Origin of the sequence: Burkholderia sp. Bmkn7 (assembly GCF_041103175.1) — a bacterium.
GTDB lineage: Bacteria > Pseudomonadota > Gammaproteobacteria > Burkholderiales > Burkholderiaceae > Burkholderia > Burkholderia cepacia.
In genome coordinates this window covers 1,068,581-1,085,840 of sequence record NZ_JBGCUH010000001.1, presented here as the reverse complement: position 1 = coordinate 1,085,840, position 17,260 = coordinate 1,068,581, and the positions used below count along the sequence as shown (strand labels likewise).

The 17,260-nt window shown below is 69.5% G+C and carries 13 protein-coding genes; 2 read left to right on the top strand and 11 right to left on the bottom strand.

Going from position 1 to position 17,260, the window contains the following annotated elements; genetic code table 11:
* Positions 1-153 precede the first annotated feature (153 nt).
* Both AB3K92_RS04835 and AB3K92_RS04830 read left to right on the top strand, forming a co-directional pair.
* Complete coding sequence (locus AB3K92_RS04835) at positions 154-1,788, top strand: AMP-binding protein (protein WP_060148339.1); 1,635 nt, start codon at positions 154-156, stop codon at positions 1,786-1,788.
* Entirely contained in the window at positions 1,788-2,942 is a 1,155-nt protein-coding gene (locus tag AB3K92_RS04830; protein ID WP_048028662.1) for an AraC family transcriptional regulator, read from the top strand. Before AB3K92_RS04835 ends, AB3K92_RS04830 begins: the two co-directional genes overlap by 1 nt.
* A gap of 257 nt (positions 2,943-3,199) precedes the next feature.
* Here the strand turns inward: AB3K92_RS04830 and AB3K92_RS04825 are convergent, their stop codons facing one another.
* From AB3K92_RS04825 to AB3K92_RS04775, 11 genes are all read right to left on the bottom strand, one after another.
* Positions 3,200-3,889 carry a response regulator gene (locus AB3K92_RS04825; RefSeq protein ID WP_369464552.1) on the bottom strand — a complete coding sequence of 230 codons (690 nt, stop codon included), beginning with the start codon at positions 3,887-3,889 and terminating at the stop codon, positions 3,200-3,202.
* A gap of 113 nt (positions 3,890-4,002) precedes the next feature.
* Entirely contained in the window at positions 4,003-5,445 is a 1,443-nt protein-coding gene (locus AB3K92_RS04820) for an efflux transporter outer membrane subunit (RefSeq protein ID WP_369464551.1), read from the bottom strand.
* Between the two features lie 4 nt (positions 5,446-5,449).
* Positions 5,450-8,593: a multidrug efflux RND transporter permease subunit gene (locus tag AB3K92_RS04815; RefSeq protein ID WP_059854568.1), complete on the bottom strand. Its 3,144-nt coding sequence runs from the start codon at positions 8,591-8,593 to the stop codon at positions 5,450-5,452.
* Between the two features lie 20 nt (positions 8,594-8,613).
* On the bottom strand, positions 8,614-9,774 hold the full coding sequence (locus AB3K92_RS04810; RefSeq protein ID WP_048028674.1) for an efflux RND transporter periplasmic adaptor subunit: 1,161 nt from the start codon (positions 9,772-9,774) through the stop codon (positions 8,614-8,616).
* A gap of 274 nt (positions 9,775-10,048) precedes the next feature.
* Positions 10,049-10,798 carry a hypothetical protein gene (locus tag AB3K92_RS04805; protein WP_369464550.1) on the bottom strand — a complete coding sequence of 250 codons (750 nt, stop codon included), beginning with the start codon at positions 10,796-10,798 and terminating at the stop codon, positions 10,049-10,051.
* Positions 10,799-10,850: 52 nt separating this feature from the next.
* Positions 10,851-11,291, bottom strand: coding sequence for a hypothetical protein (locus AB3K92_RS04800; protein WP_021162534.1), 441 nt, complete (start codon positions 11,289-11,291; stop codon positions 10,851-10,853).
* A 57-nt stretch (positions 11,292-11,348) separates the two neighbouring features.
* Positions 11,349-12,824, bottom strand: coding sequence for an efflux transporter outer membrane subunit (locus tag AB3K92_RS04795; protein WP_369464549.1), 1,476 nt, complete (start codon positions 12,822-12,824; stop codon positions 11,349-11,351).
* A gap of 11 nt (positions 12,825-12,835) precedes the next feature.
* The gene (locus AB3K92_RS04790; RefSeq protein WP_060148357.1) at positions 12,836-13,750 is read right to left on the bottom strand and encodes an HlyD family secretion protein; all 915 of its coding nucleotides are present in this window, start codon (positions 13,748-13,750) and stop codon (positions 12,836-12,838) included.
* Positions 13,751-13,774: 24 nt separating this feature from the next.
* A complete protein-coding gene (locus AB3K92_RS04785) occupies positions 13,775-13,969 on the bottom strand; it encodes a DUF1656 domain-containing protein (protein WP_027792350.1) in 195 nt (64 codons plus the stop codon).
* Positions 13,959-16,061 (bottom strand): FUSC family protein, encoded by a 2,103-nt coding sequence (locus tag AB3K92_RS04780; RefSeq protein WP_369464548.1) that lies wholly within the window; start codon positions 16,059-16,061, stop codon positions 13,959-13,961. The genes AB3K92_RS04785 and AB3K92_RS04780 overlap by 11 nt, the downstream gene beginning before the upstream one ends.
* A gap of 100 nt (positions 16,062-16,161) precedes the next feature.
* A complete protein-coding gene (locus AB3K92_RS04775; protein WP_059484468.1) occupies positions 16,162-17,085 on the bottom strand; it encodes a LysR family transcriptional regulator in 924 nt (307 codons plus the stop codon).
* Between the last annotated feature and the right edge of the window lie 175 nt (positions 17,086-17,260).

The window sequence follows — 17,260 nt, the reverse complement described above, 5'->3', positions numbered from 1 at the left end:
GTCCGTTTCGATCATCTTTTCGGCCGCCCGGATCATTTTCAAAGCGCGCCGCGCGGGCGATAGTCGCCGGTCAGGCGACGGCCCGCGCTTCTGGCGTGCAGGCCGTCGCGCGAACGGCGCGCGGCCGGCGCGCCGTCCCCCGTGGAGTGAGACATGACGAACAGACACTGGACCGGGTCGTATGGCTCGATCCCCGCCGAGATCGATCCCGATCGCCATCCTTCCGTAAGCGCGCTGCTGGACGACGCGATGCACCGTTTCGCCGATCGTCCGGCGTTCCATTCGTACGGCCGCACGCTCACCTATGCCGACGTCGACCGCCTGTCGACGGCGCTGGCCGCTTATCTGCAGCAGGTCGTGGGCGTGCGCAAGGGCGATCGCGTGGCCGTGATGCTGCCCAACGTGCTCGCGTTTCCGGTCGCGTTCGTCGCGGTCGCGAAGATCGGCGCGATCCAGGTCAACGTGAACCCGCTCTACACGGCGCGCGAGCTCGAGCATCAGCTCAACGACGCAGGCGTCGAAGTCGCCCTGGTGTGCGGCGGGTCGATGGGCACGTTCGCCGAGGTGGTCGGCGGCACGCGCGTGCGTACCGTGCTGAGCGTCGGGCGCGGCGATCTCGGCGTCGTCGATGCGCCGGCCGGTGCATGCGACGCGCTGCCGCCCGGTTCGATCCCGCTCGCGGACGCCATCGCCGCCGGCGAATCGCTCGCGTTCGAGCCGGTGCCGCTCGGCGGCGCGGACCTGCTGCTGCTGCAGTACACGGGCGGCACGACCGGCCTGTCGAAGGGGGCCGCGCTGTCGCACCGCAACCTCGTCGCGAACATCGCGCAGTTCGGCGCGATCGTGCCGGCCGCGCGCGAGCCGGGCGAGGAGGTCGTCGTCACGGCGATCCCGATGTATCACATCTTCGCGCTGACGGTGAACTTCCTGTCCTACTTCGCGATCGGCGCGCAGAACTGGCTGGTCGCGAACCCGCGCGACATGGACGGTTTCATCGACGTGCTGAAGGCCGCGCGGCCGACGGTATTCGTCGGCGTGAACACGCTGTATGCGGGGCTCGCCGGCCATCCGCGCCTGACGGAAGTCGACTGGTCGCGGCTGAAGCTGTCGGCCGGCGGCGGCGCGGCCGTGATCGACGTGATCTCTTCGCGCTGGAAGGCGGTGACGGGCAACTTCATCCGCGAGGGTTACGGGCTGTCGGAAACGTCGCCGGTCGTGTCGTTCAACCCGCAGTCGATCGACACCTTCACGGGCACCACGGGCCTGCCGCTGCCGTCGACCGACGTGAAGCTGCTCGACGACCAGGATCGCGAAGTCGCGATCGGCGAAGCCGGCGAAATCTGCGTGAAGGGGCCGCAGGTGATGAGCGGCTACTGGCAGAAACCGGACGCGAACGCGGCCGCGTTCACGGCCGACGGCTATTTCCGCACGGGTGACGTCGGCGTGTTCGACGCAGCCGGTTTCCTGCGGATCGTCGACCGCAAGAAGGACATGATCATCGTGTCGGGCTTCAACGTGTACCCGAACGAGGTGGAAGCCGTCGCGACCGCCATGCCGGGCGTTGCCGAATGCGCGTGCATCGGCGTGCCGGACGCGCGCACGGGCGAGGCCGTCAAGCTGTTCGTCGTGCTGGCGCAGGATGCGTACGTCTCGGAGGAACAACTCGTCGCGCATTGCCGCGCGAGCCTCGCGGCCTACAAGGTGCCGAAGCTGATCCGCTTCGTCGACCGCCTGCCGAAGTCGACCGTCGGCAAGATCCTGCGCCGGGAACTCAGCCGCACCGACTGATGGCGTCGGCGCGCCGCGCAAGGCCCGGCGCGCCTCGGGCCCGGAAGGCCCCGCGCGGGCCGCTCAAGTACAATGCGAGCGGTTCGACCGACGGGGACGCGATGACCGGTTCAGATGCACTTTCCGCCCAGCCCGGGCCCGGGCGGGCGCTGCCTTCGCCGAGCGCGACGGTGCCGATCTCGCTCGTCAACGGCTTCCTCGCGAGCGCGGGCGTGCAGCGCGACGTGGTCGAGCGCTACCTGCGCGGGGCCGGCATCCCGATCGAGCTGCTCGGCGAACCGCATGCGCGCGTGACGGAGGAGCAGTTCTCGACGCTGTACCGCACGCTCGCGATCGACCTCGACGACGAGATGCCCGGCATCTTCTCGCGCCCGCTGCGCGGCGGCACGTTGAAGTACCTGTGCCTGAGCCTGCTCGACGCGCGCAACCTCGAAACGGCGCAGCATCGTTTCGGGCAATTCTTCCATATCCTGCTCGACGATTTCTTCGTCGAATCGAAGCGCGACGGCCTCGTCGCGCAGGTGCTGCTGCGCCCGAACGACGCGATCGGCCCGATCGGCGCGCTCGGCCAGGAACTGATGCTCAAGCTCGTGCACGGCGTGTGCTCCTGGCTGATCGGGCAGAAGATCCCGCTGCTGCAGATCGAGTTCGCGTGCCCGCGGCCGCGCCATGCGGTCGACCACCTGTATTTCTTTACCGGCTCCGTGCAGTTCGACTGCGAGCGCACGCTGATGCGCTTCAGCGCGGACTACCTCGATGCGCCGATCCGGCAGAGCAAGCGCAACCTGCGCAAGTTCCTCGCGCGCGCGCCCGGCGACTGGATCTTCGAATCGTTCAGCGAACAGCTCGTATGCCATCGCGTGCGGCAGTACCTGTCGGCCGCGTTGCCCGACCTGCCGGCGATCGACCAGGCGGCCGAGCACCTGCATTGCTCGGTGCGCACGTTGAGCCGCCACCTGGCCGCCGAAGGGACGACGTTCCAGGTGCTCAAGGACGAACTGCGGCGCGACATCGCGATCCAGCGGCTGACCGACACGCCCGACACGATCGCGGCGATCGGCGCCGACATCGGCTTCGACGATCCGAGCGCGTTCCATCGCGCGTTCCGCCACTGGACGGGGAGCACGCCGGGCACTTACCGGCGGCGCGCGTAGCGCATCGCTTCAAAGGTTCAAGGGCCAAGGGAGCCGGCTCCCATAACCGGCTCCCGTCGCACGCTCCCATGGACGGCTCCCGTCGGCTTCGAACCGGGCCCTGCTCCCGGGCCACGCATCGAAGCGTCGCACGTGCGTGCGGATGCTCATGATCAGCCCGTAGACGACGAACCACCCGGTTGAGATCGTCAGTACGACCGTGGCCATCAGGAGCCCGACGATCCGCGCAGCACGCGGCCGCGATCCATGACGCGTGTTCACTGGCTGCTGCGCAGCCGGTAGCCGACGCCGCGCATCACTTCCGGCATCCCGGACGCGCCCGCGCCTTCGAGCTTCTTGCGCAACCGGCTGATATGGCTGTCGACGGTGCGTTCCAGCGCATCGACGTCGGCGAGGCACGCGTCGATCAGTTCGCTGCGCGTGAACACGCGGTTCGGCGAGGCGGCCAGGTGGGCGAGCAGCCGGAATTCGGTCAGCGTCAGCGCGATGCTGGTTTCCCCGCTGTCCGTGCGGACCGTGGTCAGATAGCTTTGCGTATCGATTTCGAGGTTGCCGACCTTGATGAAGCGTCCCGCGGCGGCGGTTTCCAGGCGGCGCAGGATCGCCCGGATGCGCGCGACCACCTCGGCCGGATTGAACGGCTTCGTGATGTAGTCGTCCGCGCCGAAGCGCAGCCCCTGCAAGCGATCGATTTCGCGGTCGAGCGCCGTGATGATGACGATCGGCGTGTTGCCGCGGCGACGCAGTTCGACGAGGACTTCCCAGCCGTCCTTGTTCGGCATCCTGACGTCGAGCAGGATCAGGTCGGGTTTCAGCACGCGCTGCACGTCGAGCACGGCCTGGCCGTGACCGACGCGATAGGTGCGAAAGCCGTCGTGAGCCAGGTAGGCGTCGAGTATGTCGGCGATCTCCGGATCGTCTTCGGCAATGAGTATCAGAGGGTTCATCGGTATCACTGAAAGTGAACGTGACCGGCAGGCGGGCCGGCGGCGCGGCATGTGCGCCGCCGGACTTCATCGTGCGTGCGGTCGTCGCGAACGGATCGGCGACGACGCGTTGCTCAGTTGTTCGCCACGTTGTGAGCGGGAGGCACATCGGTGTCGACCAGGCCGCCACCGAGCGCCTTGTAGAGCGCGACCGCGTTGCCCAGTTCGGCGTTGCGCAGATCCAGCAGCGCCTGACGCGCGGCGTACAACTGGCGCTGCGAGTCGAGCAGTTCCAGCCGGTCCTCGATGCCGGCGCGATAGCGCAGGTTCACGAGATCGGTACGGCGCTCGGCGCTCCTGACGACGCGGTTTTGCGCATCGATCTGGCGGGTGAACGTCTCGCGCCCGGCGAGGCCGTCGGCCACTTCGCGGAACGCGGTCTGGATCGCGCGTTCGTATTCGACGACCGCGCTGGACTTGCGCACTTCCGCGAGATTCAGTTCGGAACGCAGCCGGCCGCCCTGGAAGATCGGCAACGTGACCTGCGGCGCGAAGCTCCACACGTTCTGGCCGCCGGCGAACAGGCTGCCCAGCCCCGGGCTCAGGAAACCGATCGACGACGTCAGCGACAGGCGCGGGAAGAACGCCGCGCGCGCCGCGCCGATGTCGGCGTTGGCGGCGACGAGGTTCTGCTCGGCCTGCTGGATGTCCGGCCGGCGGTACAGCAATTCCGACGGCAGGCCGGCCGGCAGTTGCGTCATCACCGGCTGGCGTTCCAGCGACAGCGGGTCGGGCAGGTCTTTCGGCAGGTCGGTGCCGACCAATAGCCGCAGCGCGTTGCCTGCCTGCTCGACCGCGCGCGAGCGCGCTTCGAGATCGGCGCCGGCGCTCGCGACCTGGCCTTCGGCCTGCGCGATGTCGACACCGCTCGCCTGATCCGCGAGCTTGAGCCGGCGTGCAAGGTCGAGCGACTGGCGCCAGTCGTTCAGCGTGCGTTCGGACAACGCGCGCTGTTCCTGCGCGAGACGCTCCGCGAAATACGCGTTGGCCACGGAGCCGACCAGCGCGATCTGCACCGCGCGGCGGCCGTGATCGGTCGCGAGGTAGCGCGCGAACGCCGCATCGGACAGCGACTTCACGCGGCCGAACAGGTCGATCTCGAACGCGCTGACGCCGACGTTCACGCCGTACTGGTTCTGCGTGTTCTCGAGCAGCGGCGGATTCGATTGCGAGTCGGCCGCCGTGCGCTGGCGCGTGAAGCTCGCACCGGCGCCGATCGACGGCAGGCGCGCGGAACGCTGGATGCCGTACTGCGCTTCGGCGGCCTGCACGTTCAGCGCGGCCAGGCGCAGGTCGCGGTTGTTGTCGAGCGCGAGCTCGATCAGGCGCTGCAGGCGGCGGTCGCCGAACATCGTGCGCCAGCCGAGATCGGCCGCGTTCGCGTGCTGGTCGGCCGCGGCAGCGGTCGTGTAGGCGGTCGGCACCGGCATCGCGGGCTTGACCAGCTTCGGAGCCATCGAGCATGCCGACAGCGCGAGGGCGGCGGAAACGGCCGCGGTAAGAATGAGCGATCGCATGGCATCAACCTTCATGTTCGTGGGTCACGGTGGCGGGCTTCTTGCCGGATGCGCGCCATGCCGAGATGCGTTCCTGGATGCTCATCACGAACACGTAGAAAACCGGAACGAAGAAAATGGCCAGCACGGTGGCGGTCACCATGCCGCCGAACACGCCGGTGCCGATCGCGTGCTGCGTCTCGGCGCTGGCGCCGGTCGCGATCATCAGCGGCACCACGCCGAGGCCGAATGCGAGCGAGGTCATCAGGATCGGGCGCAGGCGCAGCTTCGATGCCTGCACGGCCGCTTCGACGAGCCCCTTGCCTTCCTCGCGCAACTGCTTCGCGAACTCGACGATCAGGATCGCGTTCTTGGCAGACAGGCCGATCACGGTGATCATCCCGACCTTGAAGAACACGTCGTTCGGCAAGCCGCGCAGCAGGACCGCGCCGATCGCGCCGATCAGGCCGAGCGGCACCACCAGCATCACCGACAGCGGGATCGACCAGCTTTCGTACAGCGCGGCGAGCACCAGGAACACGACGATCATCGACAGCACCATCAGCATCGGCGCTTCCGACGCCGACTGACGTTCCTGCAGCGACTGGCCGGTCCACTCGACCGCGAAGCCCGGGGGCAGTTGCGCGGCCAGACGCTCCATCTCGGCCATCGCGGCACCGCTCGACTGGCCGGGGGCGGCCGTACCTGAGATACGCGCGGACGGATAACCCTTGAAGCGCACCATCTGCAGTGGGGTCTCGGTCCATACCGGGCGAACCACTTCGGACAGCGGCACCATGCCGCCGGCCGCGTTGCGCATGTACAGCTTCATCACCTTGTCGATCTGCATGCGCGCCGGCGCGTCGGCCTGGATGATCACCTGCTGCATGCGGCCCGCGTTCGGAAAGTCGTTCACGTAGGTCGAACCCATCGCGGTCGACAACGTGTCGCTGATCGTCGTGAACGAGACGCCGAGCGCCTGCGCCTTCGCGCGGTCGATCTCGAGCCGGATGCTCGTGCCGGCCGGCAGGCTGTCCGGATACACACCGGTCACGACCTTGCTTTGCGCGGCGAGTTCGAGCAGCTTCGCTTCAGCCGCCTTGAGCGCCGCCGTGCCCTGGTTGGCGCGGTCTTCCAGGCGCATCGCGAAGCCCGAGCTGTTGCCGAGTTCATCGATCGCCGGCGGCAGCAGGCTCATCACCGTGCCTTCGGTGACCCCGGCCATCGCCTGCTGGGCCCGCATGCCTTCTTCGAGCGTCGATGCGTCACCGCGGTCCTTCCAGTCTTTCATGACGGACCAGTTGATCGCAGCGTTCGGGCCCTGGCCCGAGAAGCCGTAGCCGATCACGGAAATGCTCGACCGGATTGCCGGACGCGAGGCAAGATGCTTCTCCAGCGTTTTGACGACGTCATGCGTACGCTCGGCAGTGGAGTCCGCCGGCATCAGAAAGCTGGTGATGAAGTAGCCCTGGTCCTCGTCCGGCAGGAACGACGACGGCAGGCCGCGGAAGCCGAACACCAGCGCGCCCGAGATCGCGACGAACACCAGCATCACGCGACCCGTGCGGCCGACCAGGCGGCCGACGCGCGTCTCGTACCATTTCGTCAGGCGATCGAAGCGGCGGTTGAACCAGCCGAAGAAGCCGCGTTTCTCGTGGTGGCCCGGCTCGACCGGCTTGAGCATCGTTGCGCACAGGGCCGGCGTGAGCGTTAGCGCGAGCAGCGCCGAGAACAGGATCGACACGGCCATCGACATCGTGAACTGCTTGTAGATCACGCCGACCGAGCCGCTCGCCATCGCCATCGGCAGGAACACCGCGGTCAGCACCAGCGTGACGCCGATGATCGCGCCGGTGATCTCCTTCATCGCCTTCGACGTCGCGTCCTTCGGCGACAGGCCTTCCTCCGCCATCAGGCGTTCGACGTTCTCGACGACGACGATCGCATCGTCGACGATGATGCCGATCGCGAGCACCATGCCGAACATGGTCAGCACGTTGATCGAGAAGCCGGTCAGCAGCATCACCGCGAACGTGCCGAGCATCGCGACCGGCGCGACGATGGCCGGGATCAGCGTGTAGCGAACGTTCTGAAGGAACAGGTACATCACGAGGAACACGAGCACCATCGCTTCGAGCAGCGTATGCAGCACCTTCTCGATCGAGATCTTCACGAACGGCGACGTGTCGAGCGGGATCGAGTAGGTCATGCCCGACGGCATCGACTTGCTCAGTTCGGCCATGCGTGCACGGATCGCTTCCGCGGTCTTCACCGCGTTGGCGCCCGGTGCGAGCTGCACGCCGGCGAGGGTGGCGGGCTTGTTGTTCTCGCGGCTCACGAACGTGTAGTTTTGCGAACCGAGTTCGACGCGTGCGACGTCGCCGAGCACGACCTTCGAGCCGTCCACGTTCGCGCGCAGCACGACCTTCGCGAACTCTTCCGGCGTCGTGAGCTGGCCCTGCGCGGTGAGCGGCACGGTCACGCGCTGCCCCTTCAATGCGGGCAGCGCACCGAGGCTGCCCGGTGCGATCTGCACGTTCTGCTGGCCGATCGCGGTCGTCAGGTCGCTCATCGACAGCCCGAAATTGATCAGCTTCTGCGGATCGACCCAGATGCGCATCGCGCGTTCGGAGCCGAACTGCAGCACACGGCCGACGCCGTCGATACGCCGCAGTTCCTCGGACACGCTGCGCGCCATGTAGTCGGCGAGCGCGCCTTCGTCGAAGCGGCCGTTGTCGGAGCGCAGGCTGACGATCATCAGGAAGCCGGTCGACGCCGATTGGACAATCAGCCCGTTCTGGCGCACGGCCGCGGGCAGACGCGGCTCGACCGATTTGATCTTGTTCTGTACGTCGACCTGCGCCAGCGCCGGATCGGTGCCGGGCTTGAACGTCACGGTGATCTCCGCCTGGCCGGACGTATCGGCCGACGATTCGAAGTACAGCAGGTTCTTGACGCCGGACAGCTCGCGCTCGATGAGGCTCAGCACGCCGTCGTTCATCGTCTGCGGCGTGGCGCCCGGGTAGTTCGCGGTGATCGTGACGGACGGCGGTGCGACCGACGGGTAGCGCGCGACCGGCAGTTGCGGGATCGCGATCAGCCCCGCGAGGATGATGAAGAGCGCGATCACCCACGCAAACACCGGGCGGCGGATAAAGAATTCAGCCATGACTGGAGGCTCCTCGTGGCTCAGTGCGCGGACGCGGTGGTCGCCGCGTCAGGCGACTTCCAGTCGGTCGCGGCGGCCGGCGCGCCGTCGACCAGGCGTTCCATCCCTTCGACGACGACCTTCTGGCCGGCCTGCAGGCCCGACTTGATGCGGTAGCTGCGGTTCGTCAGCTCGCCGACTTCGACGGCCTTCAGATGTGCGGTGCCCTTCGCGTCGAGCACCCATACCTGCGGCTTGCCGCCGGCGCGGACGACCGCTTGTTGCGGCACCATCACCGCGTTGGCATAGTGCGCGCGCGGAACACGGGCACGGACGTACATGCCCGGCAGCAGCTCGCGCTTCGGGTTGTCGACCAGCACGCGCAGCAGCACGTCGCCGGTGCCCGGATCGACGTTGACGCCCGAAAACAGCATGCGGCCGCGCACGTCGTAGCGCGTGTCGTCTTCGCGCAGCACATCGATTGGCAGGCTGTTGCTGTTCGACGCTTGCGTCTGCGCCGCGAGCGCGCCGCGCAGCGATTCGAGCGACGCGGCCGGCTGGCGGACGTCCACATAGACCTGGTCGATCTGCTGGATGCGTGCCATCGGCTGGCTGTCGCTGCTCGCGACGAGCGCACCCTCGGTCACGAGTGCCTGGTCGATGCGGCCCGTGATCGGCGCTTCGACGGTTGCGAACTTGAGGTCGAGCTGGCGTCGTGCGAGCGTCGCGCGGGCCTGCGCGACGTCGGCGGCGGCCTGGTCGCGTTGCGACACCGAGTCGTCGTAGACCTGCCGGCTGATCGCGTCGGCTTCGACCAGCGGCTTCAGCCGCGTGGTCTGCACCCTGGCTCGTGCAAGCGCGGCTTCCGCGCGTTGCAGCGCCGCCGCTGCTGTATCCATGTCGGCCTTGAACGGCGCCGGATTGATCTGGAACAGCGGCTGGCCTGCGCGGACCTCGGTGCCCTGTTCGAACAGCCGTCGCTGGACGATGCCGCTGACCTGCGGCCGGATTTCGGCGATCCGCACGGCCGCGACGCGGCCCGGCAGGTCTTCGCTCACGTCGAGGGGCGCGGCCGCGAGCGTCATCGCCGCAACCGGGATGGCCGGCGCGGCGGCCTGCTGTTCGGAGGGCCCGCAGCCCGCCAGCATCGCCGCCACCAGCGCGCACACGGCGCCGTAGCAGGCTCGTTTCTGATTCTTCATGTGGACTCCATGGGACGCAGGCACCCGATGGCCCGCATTTTCGGTTCGCAGTGTGCGTATGCCCGATGGAGTTTTTTGTGCGGAAAGATGGAGGTTTGATGGAGGAGGCGAAAGAATCGCGGAATGGCGATGCGGCGGCGGTGTGGGCGCTTTACATCCGGAGCGCGTGCTCCCATAACCGGGAACCTTCGCGCGTTCCCATGAACGGCATCCCATCATCGATGCCGACGGCGACCGGCGCGCAAGCACGCGCCGCGAGGATTGCTGCGCCGGTTTATCCAGTCTCGACCGCGACGCAGGCTGAAGTGCCGCACGACGCCGCCGCCCGCAGGTGGCGATCGCGGTCGGCCAGCCAGTCCTTGCGTTCGCCGCGCCAGCCCACCGCATGGATCTTGTCCATCTGGCGCGCGGCAACGGTGGCCGCGCAGGCCAGGCCGGGGAGCGGGATGTCGAGCAGGCGCCAGCGGCCCGCATGCGGCGTATCGACCTCGCGGAAGGGCCCCGCAAACGGCGCCAGCGACGCGAGCGTCGCGCCGTGTCCGCTTCCGCATGCGTTCGAGAGGCTGTCCAGCCGAAGCTGGTCGCGCGATGCCGGACCGGCGGGCGTGCCGGCTTGCGCCATGCCGAGCCCGATCGGGCCACGGGCGATCGCGATCACGATCCAGATACCGGCGTGGCCGACCACGACGTCGAGCCCGTCCAGCGAGTCGCAGCCCGCGATCGCGATATGGTCGGCCTCCCGCTCGATCAGCGTGAGTTCGTCGGCGGCGCGGCCGGCCAGCGTCCCCAGGATCGCGCGCAGCGCCGACCGGCCGATCGCGAAGCGGCGGCCGTGCGCGCGGTTCGGATGCATCCTGGCACGCCGCAGTTCCGTCTTCGACAGGCAGAGATGGCCTTGCTCGCTGGTGACGAGCTGCCATTCGCCGCGCAGTCGCCACAACAGGATCTCGCCCGGAGCGGGAAGCCGCGACGGACATGACGCCAGCGTGTGCGAGCCGGTGATCGTCAGGGCGGGATAGCGCATGCCGGCCCCCGTGTCGGTGGCGGATGCGACGTGGCGCGGCGTGCCGGCCCCGTCATGCCTGTTGTCCGGTTTGCAGCGCGTCGTTGCCCGGATGCTGCCGCGTGAGCCGGGCGGCGAGCGAGACGGCCTGCCCGAACGACGCCACCGCGTGATGAGGAATCCCGAATGCCTTGACGGCGACCTCGCCCTGCGCGGCCACTTCCGCGCGCCGGTCGGGATCGGGTTCGACGCTGACGAGCGCCTTGCAGACGGCGCCCAGCTCGACCTTGTTCTGCTTGAGCCAGACCGCGCGATGCTTGCGGTCGTCGTGGCTTTCGTCGGTATCGAGTTCGACGTAGACGATCACGAACGGCTCGCCGTGGCGCATCAGCGTGTCGATCTCGCCTTCCCAGCGCGGTGCGTAGCCCGGTGTCGCGTGTTCGGGGCGAAACACGCAGACCGGAAAGAGATGGATGTCATGCAGCGCGAAATCATTCGGATTGAGAGCGGACATCGAGGGTTCTCCGTTGGATGAGCGACGCCGGAGCGTCGGGTGGCCGTGCGTGGGCATTCAATGCGCGCTCGCTTGCGCCGCGCCGGCCTGCGCGACCGGCGGCGCATCGCGCCAGCCGACGCCGAGCGACTTGTAGAGCGCGATCGCGCCTTGCACCTGGGCGAGCCGGCTGAGCGCAAGCGCATCGCGGGCGCGGTACGTCGCGCGCTGCGCCGTGAGCACCGACAGGTATTCGCCGAGGCCGTTGCGGTACAGCCGCGTCGCGCGCGACTGCGCGTCCTGGCTGCTGTCGACCGCCGCGGCGAGCATGGCTTGCTGGTCGCGCGCGGCGCCGATCGCCGCCAGCGCGTCCTCGACATCGCGGAACGCGCGGCGGATGCGCTGCTCGTATGCGAGCCGGGCGGCCTCGGCGGCCGCGCGCGCGGCGTCGACGCCGGCTTTCGCGCGGCCGCCGTCGTACAGCGTCTGCGTGCCGTCGAGGGCGACCGACCATGCGACGCTCGCGCCCGAGAACAGGTCCTGCACGAGGCTCGCCGTCGTGCCGAGGCTCAGCGGAATCGCGAAATGCGGAAACTGCTCGGCGCGCGCGACGCCGATCTGCGCGGTCGCGGCGGCGAGCCGCCGTTCGGCGGCGCGAATGTCGGGGCGCTCGCGGATCACGTCCGACGGCAGCGTGACGGGCAGCGCGGGCGCGACCGGCAGGGTCGCGCCGGGTGCGCTCAGCGTGTCGCGCAGCGTTTCCGGAAAACCGCCGACGAGCACGCCGATCGCGTGGGCGAGCCGCGCGACGTCCTGCTGCAGCGGCGGCACCGCCGCCTGCGCGAGCTGCAGTTCGGCACGCGCCTGCGCGACCGCGAACGACGTGCCGAGGCCGCGCCGGTTCGAGCGCTCGGTCAGCTGCCGCGTGGCGTCGAGGCTCGCGACGTTGTCCGTTGCGATCCGCAGCCGCTCCTGGGTCGCCCGCAGTTCCGCGTAATCGGATGCAAGCTCGGCCAGCAGGCTCACGAGGATCGCGTGGCGATCGTCGTCGAGCGCGTCGATCTGCGCATCGGCCGATTCGACCGCGCGCCGCGTGCCGCCGAACAGGTCGAGTTCCCACGACGCATCGAAGCCGAGCCGGTAGGTGCGCGACTGGCCGATTCCGGGCGGCCATTCGAGCGCCCGCGACGAGCGCAGCGCATCGGCGTTCCCGCCCGCGGAGACGGTCGGGCCGAGGCGGCTCGCGATCTGGTCGCGTTCGGCGCGCGCCTGCAGCAAGCGCTGGCGCGCGATCGCGAGATCCTGGTTGTGCGCGATCGCCTGCTCGACCAGCGCATCGAGCTGCGCATCGCCGAACGCGCGCCACCAGTCCTGCAACTGCGCGGGGTCGGCCGTCACCGTGTCGCGCGGCGCGATCCAGCCGGGCGGATGCGCGGGCTGCGGCGCCACGTAATCGGGGCCGACCGTCGTGCATGCGGCGAGCGCGCACGCGCAGGCCGCGACGAAGGTGCGTACGCGGCACGTCGCGCGCATCGGAGGGAACAGGCATCGCATCGTCGCCTCCGTCACATCCACGCGTGCAGCCACGACGCGAGCCGGCCGCGCGGCGTGCGCTCGCGCCCGCGTTCGCCGACTTCGACGCTGCACGTCATGCCGGCCGCCAGCAGCACGCCGGCCGGCACCCGGTCGATCTCGATGCGCACCGGAATGCGCTGCGCGAGCCGCACCCAGCTGAAGGTCGGGTTGACGGCCGGCAGGCCGAGTTCGTCGAGCGTGCCGTTTTCGTCGGCGATGCCGCGGCCGATGCTCGTCACGTGCCCGCTCAGCAGCGGATCGAAGCCCATCAGCCGGATCGTCGCGGGTGCACCCGTCGCGACGCGGCGCAGCTTGGTCTCCTCGAAATAGCCGGTGATCCAGAAGCTGTGCGCGTCGAGTACCGAGATGCCGGGCTTGCCTTCGACCGCGTAGTCGCCGTGGCGCAGGCGCAGCTGCGTCACGTAACCGTCGACCGGCGAGCGCAGCGTCGTGCGTTCGAGGTCGAGCTTCGCGACGTCGAGCGCGGCCAGCGCCTTGCGGTACTCGGCCTGCGCGATCGCCACCGCGCGGCTCGAGCGCTGGATGTCCTCCCGCGGCACGAGATCGTCGAGGCCGGTGCGCCGCTGCGCTTCGTCGCGCTTCTGGCGCATCGACTCGGCGGTCGCGGCGACCTGCGCCTCGGCCTGTTCCACCGCCAGCGCGAAGCGCTGCGGATCGATCCGGTACAGCACGTCGCCTTTCGCGACGCGTTGGTTGTCGACCACCGCGACTTCGACGACGGTGCCCGACACTTCGGGCGCGACTCGCACGACGTGCGCGCTGACACGCGCATCGCGCGTCCACGGCGCGAGGACGTATGCGTGCCAGAGGGCGGCGACCAGCACGATCGCCACGGCCACGGTGGCGAGCGTCAGCAGGGAGCGGGTGAGGGGTTTGAGCGACATGACGCGATACGTTCCGACGGGAGGCTAGAAATAGAGGATCAGCGTGGCGACCAGCACGAGCGAAATCGCGAACTCGAACAGCGCCGGATGCCACACGCGGCGCAGCACGCCGAGCCGCGCGAGCAGCGCGCGCACGGCCAGGTAGAGCGGCACGGTCGCGCACGCATAGACGAAAAAGGGCGGCAGGTAGATACCGGCCAGCGGGAATTCACTGAGCATCGCGGGCGCGCTCCGGAACGGCGGTGAAATAGGCGGCGTACGTGTGCAGCAGCACGTGGACGTCGGCGAACGCGGCCATCAGCCACTTCAGTTCGGTGTTGCCCGGCTGCGCGGCGGCGAGGCCGGCCAGCACGTGCGCGGCGCGCCGTGCATGCCGGGCCGCGCGCGGCGGGGCGGCCGCGTGCCGCGCGAGGCCCGCGAGCCCCGCACGCACGCATCGCCGCGCGCGGTCGGGCAGGCCGTCGCGCGCGGCGCCGCGGCGGATCCGCAGCAGCTCCTTGCCGACGTGCAGCGCCGCGAGCGTCTCGATGCTCGCCTGCGTCATCGCGGCCGGCTGGCCCGCGAGCAGCGCGCCGAGCTGCGCGATGCGGTGCTGCTGACGCTGCTGCCAGCCCGCCGCCGTGACGCGCCGGCCGGCCACGAGCGCGAGCGTGTCGTCGCGGATCGTGCGGCGCAGCCGCGTGGCGTCGGTGGCCAGGTTGCCCGGCAGGATCAACCGGAACGTGAGCAGCGTGAGGAACGTGGCGAGCACCCACGCGACCGACTGGTTCAGGAACAGCGCGACGTCGGGGCGGAACGGATTGGTCGCGCCGGTCAGCGTGTTGAACGCGACGAGATAGGCGAGCCCCGCGAGCGCGGTCTTCGGCACGCTCGTCGCGTAGATGCCGGGCATCCAGAACAGCGCGAGCGCGACGACGAGCAGCGGAAAGCCTTCGATGCGCGGCAGGATGCCGAACGCGCACACGAACGCGGCCGGCACGGCGAGCACCGTGCCCTTGATGAACGCCTGCGCGCCGGCGGCCGGGTTGCCGGCGGTCGCGAGCAGCGCGCAGTACGGTGCGACGACGAGCAGCATCATGTCGCCCTGGTTCCAGCCGGTCGCGAGCCAGAATGCGCCCGAGATCACGATCGCGCACGCGGCGCGCACGCCGTTGCGCAGGGCCGCGCCGGTGTCGCGGTGAAAGCGCACCCGCGCGGGCCGGTAGCCCGGGCGCGGGCGCTGCAGTTCGACGAGCCCGTCGAGCGCCGCGCGGTAGTCGTCGATCTGCTCGATCAGCCGCTCGCCGGCGATCAGCAACGCCGCCTCGTCGCGCGGATCGCCGAGCGCGATGCCGTCGAGCGCGTCGCGCAGGCGTTCGCGCGCATCGCCGAGCAGCGCACGTGCGTGCGTGGCGCCGCCGGGGCCGTCGCCCAATGCGTCGGCGGCGGCCTGCCACGCGGCCGCGAGACGCGGCTGCAGCGATGCGACCGCGCGCGCGCCGGGGCTGTCGGCCGGCAGCGGCGGCATGCCGCCCGCGAGTGCGCCGAACAGCGATGCCATCCCGTGCCGCACGGCGGCCGCGCGTTGCGCGAGATCCTCCGATTCGGCCTTGCCGAGCGCGAGCAGATCGTCGATGCCGTAGATGCCGGCGAACAGCGCGTGCCGCTTGTCGTCGGCCGGTGCCGCCGCGAGGCCGTTGCGCTGCGCGGCGATGACCCGCGCGACGTCGGCGGTGATGCGCGTCACCAGCGCGTCGAGCTTCGCGTGCACGTCGCGCGTGCCGAGCAGCATCGACACGAGGCTCAGGCACAGCACGCCGATCGCGACCGTCGAGCCGCGCCCGATCACGTGTTCGAAGGTCAGCTCGGGATGCTGCATCGCGCCGTAGGTCGCGAGGCCGATCGTGTAGCCGGCCACGACGGTGCCCGACGCGCGGAAGTGCCGCAGCAGCGTCATGCCCGCGACGCAGACGCCGAGCCAGAACGCGAAGCCGAGGATGAACAGCAGCGGCTGCTGCGCGAAGCAGCCCATCAGCACGAACGCGACGACCATCCCCGCGATCGTGCCGACCACGCGCCACACGCCCTTGCCGATCACCGCGCCCTGGACGGGATTGATCACGAGCAGCACCGTCGACGCGGCCGAATACGGGGTTTCCAGTTCGAGCAGGTACGCGACGCCGAGCGCGAGCGCGGCGGCGATGACCGAGCGTGCGACATACGCGCCGCGCGGCGTGAAGATGTCGATGCGCGCGATCAGCGCCGCGGCCGCGCGAGTCAGGCGGCGGGGCGGCGCCGCGACGGCGCGCGTCTGATCTGCTGCTTCATGCACTGCACTCGCTCCATGAGAAAGGACGAAGCCAGTCTACGGTCGCGCCATGCATGCCGAACAGTGACGTCTTTGCACTCGACGAGTGCGTGCGACGCATCCGTCATGCGTGCGCCGCACGCAGTGCCGGCTGGCCGGTGCACAGCCCGCGCACGACACGCCGCAACCACTGGTGCGCGGGGTCGCTCTGGAAGCGCGGATGCCACGCCTGCGTGATCAGCACGGTTTCGAGCGGCACCGGCAGTTCGAACGTGCGCACGCCGAGCCCGGCCCGCACCGCGCCGCGCGCGAGATGCTCGGGCAGCGGCAGGATCAGGTCCGACGCCTGCAGCGCGAAGATCGCCGCATACGGCGTCGGCACGACGAGCACCACGTGGCGCGCGAGCCCGCGCGCGGCGAGCGCGTCGTCGATCGGCCCCGCCGACTTGCCGCGCCGCGACACGCCGATATGCGGCCAGCGCGCGAAGCGTTCGGGCGTGATGTCGTCGTCGAAGATCGGGTGGTCGTGGCGCGCGAGGCCGACGAAGGTCGTCGTGAACAGCGGCTGCACGCGAATCTCCGGCCCCAGGCGTCGCGACGCGCTGATGAAGAGATCGATGCGGCCGCTGCGCAATGCGTCGTCGTCGACGTCGTCTTCCTCGGGCATGAAGCGCAGCATCGCGCGCGGCATCCCGCGCGCCATCTCCTCGAGCAGCCGGCTGCTGTGCAGGCCGACGAAGACGTCGTTCGCACGCACGTTGAACTGCTTGTCGAGCGTGCCGAGATCGATTTCCGCGGACGGCGCGAGCAACTGCGATGCGCGCTCCACGGTTTCGCGGACGACCCCGCGCAGTTCGAGCGCACGCGGCGTCGGCACCATCTTGCGGCCGGCCTGCACGAAGATCGGGTCGCCGACCGTTTCGCGGATGCGTGCGAGCGTGCGGCTCATCGCGGGCGGGCTGAGGTTCATGCGGCGTGCGGCGCCGACGACGCTGCCCTCTTCGAGCAGTGCATCGAGCGAAATCAGCAGGTTCAGGTCGGGTGCCATCGGCTTCTCCGTTTCATCGCGTGCATGCGGCGCAATGGTAGTGCGTGATGTGCGCGCGCAGCGTGACTGCAGCGCACGCAACGATTGCGTGCGGCATCACGCGTGACGCACGCATCGGTGGGGGGCGCGTGTTTTCTCGAGCGCACGGGCCTGGTGCGAACCCCGCGAACGAATG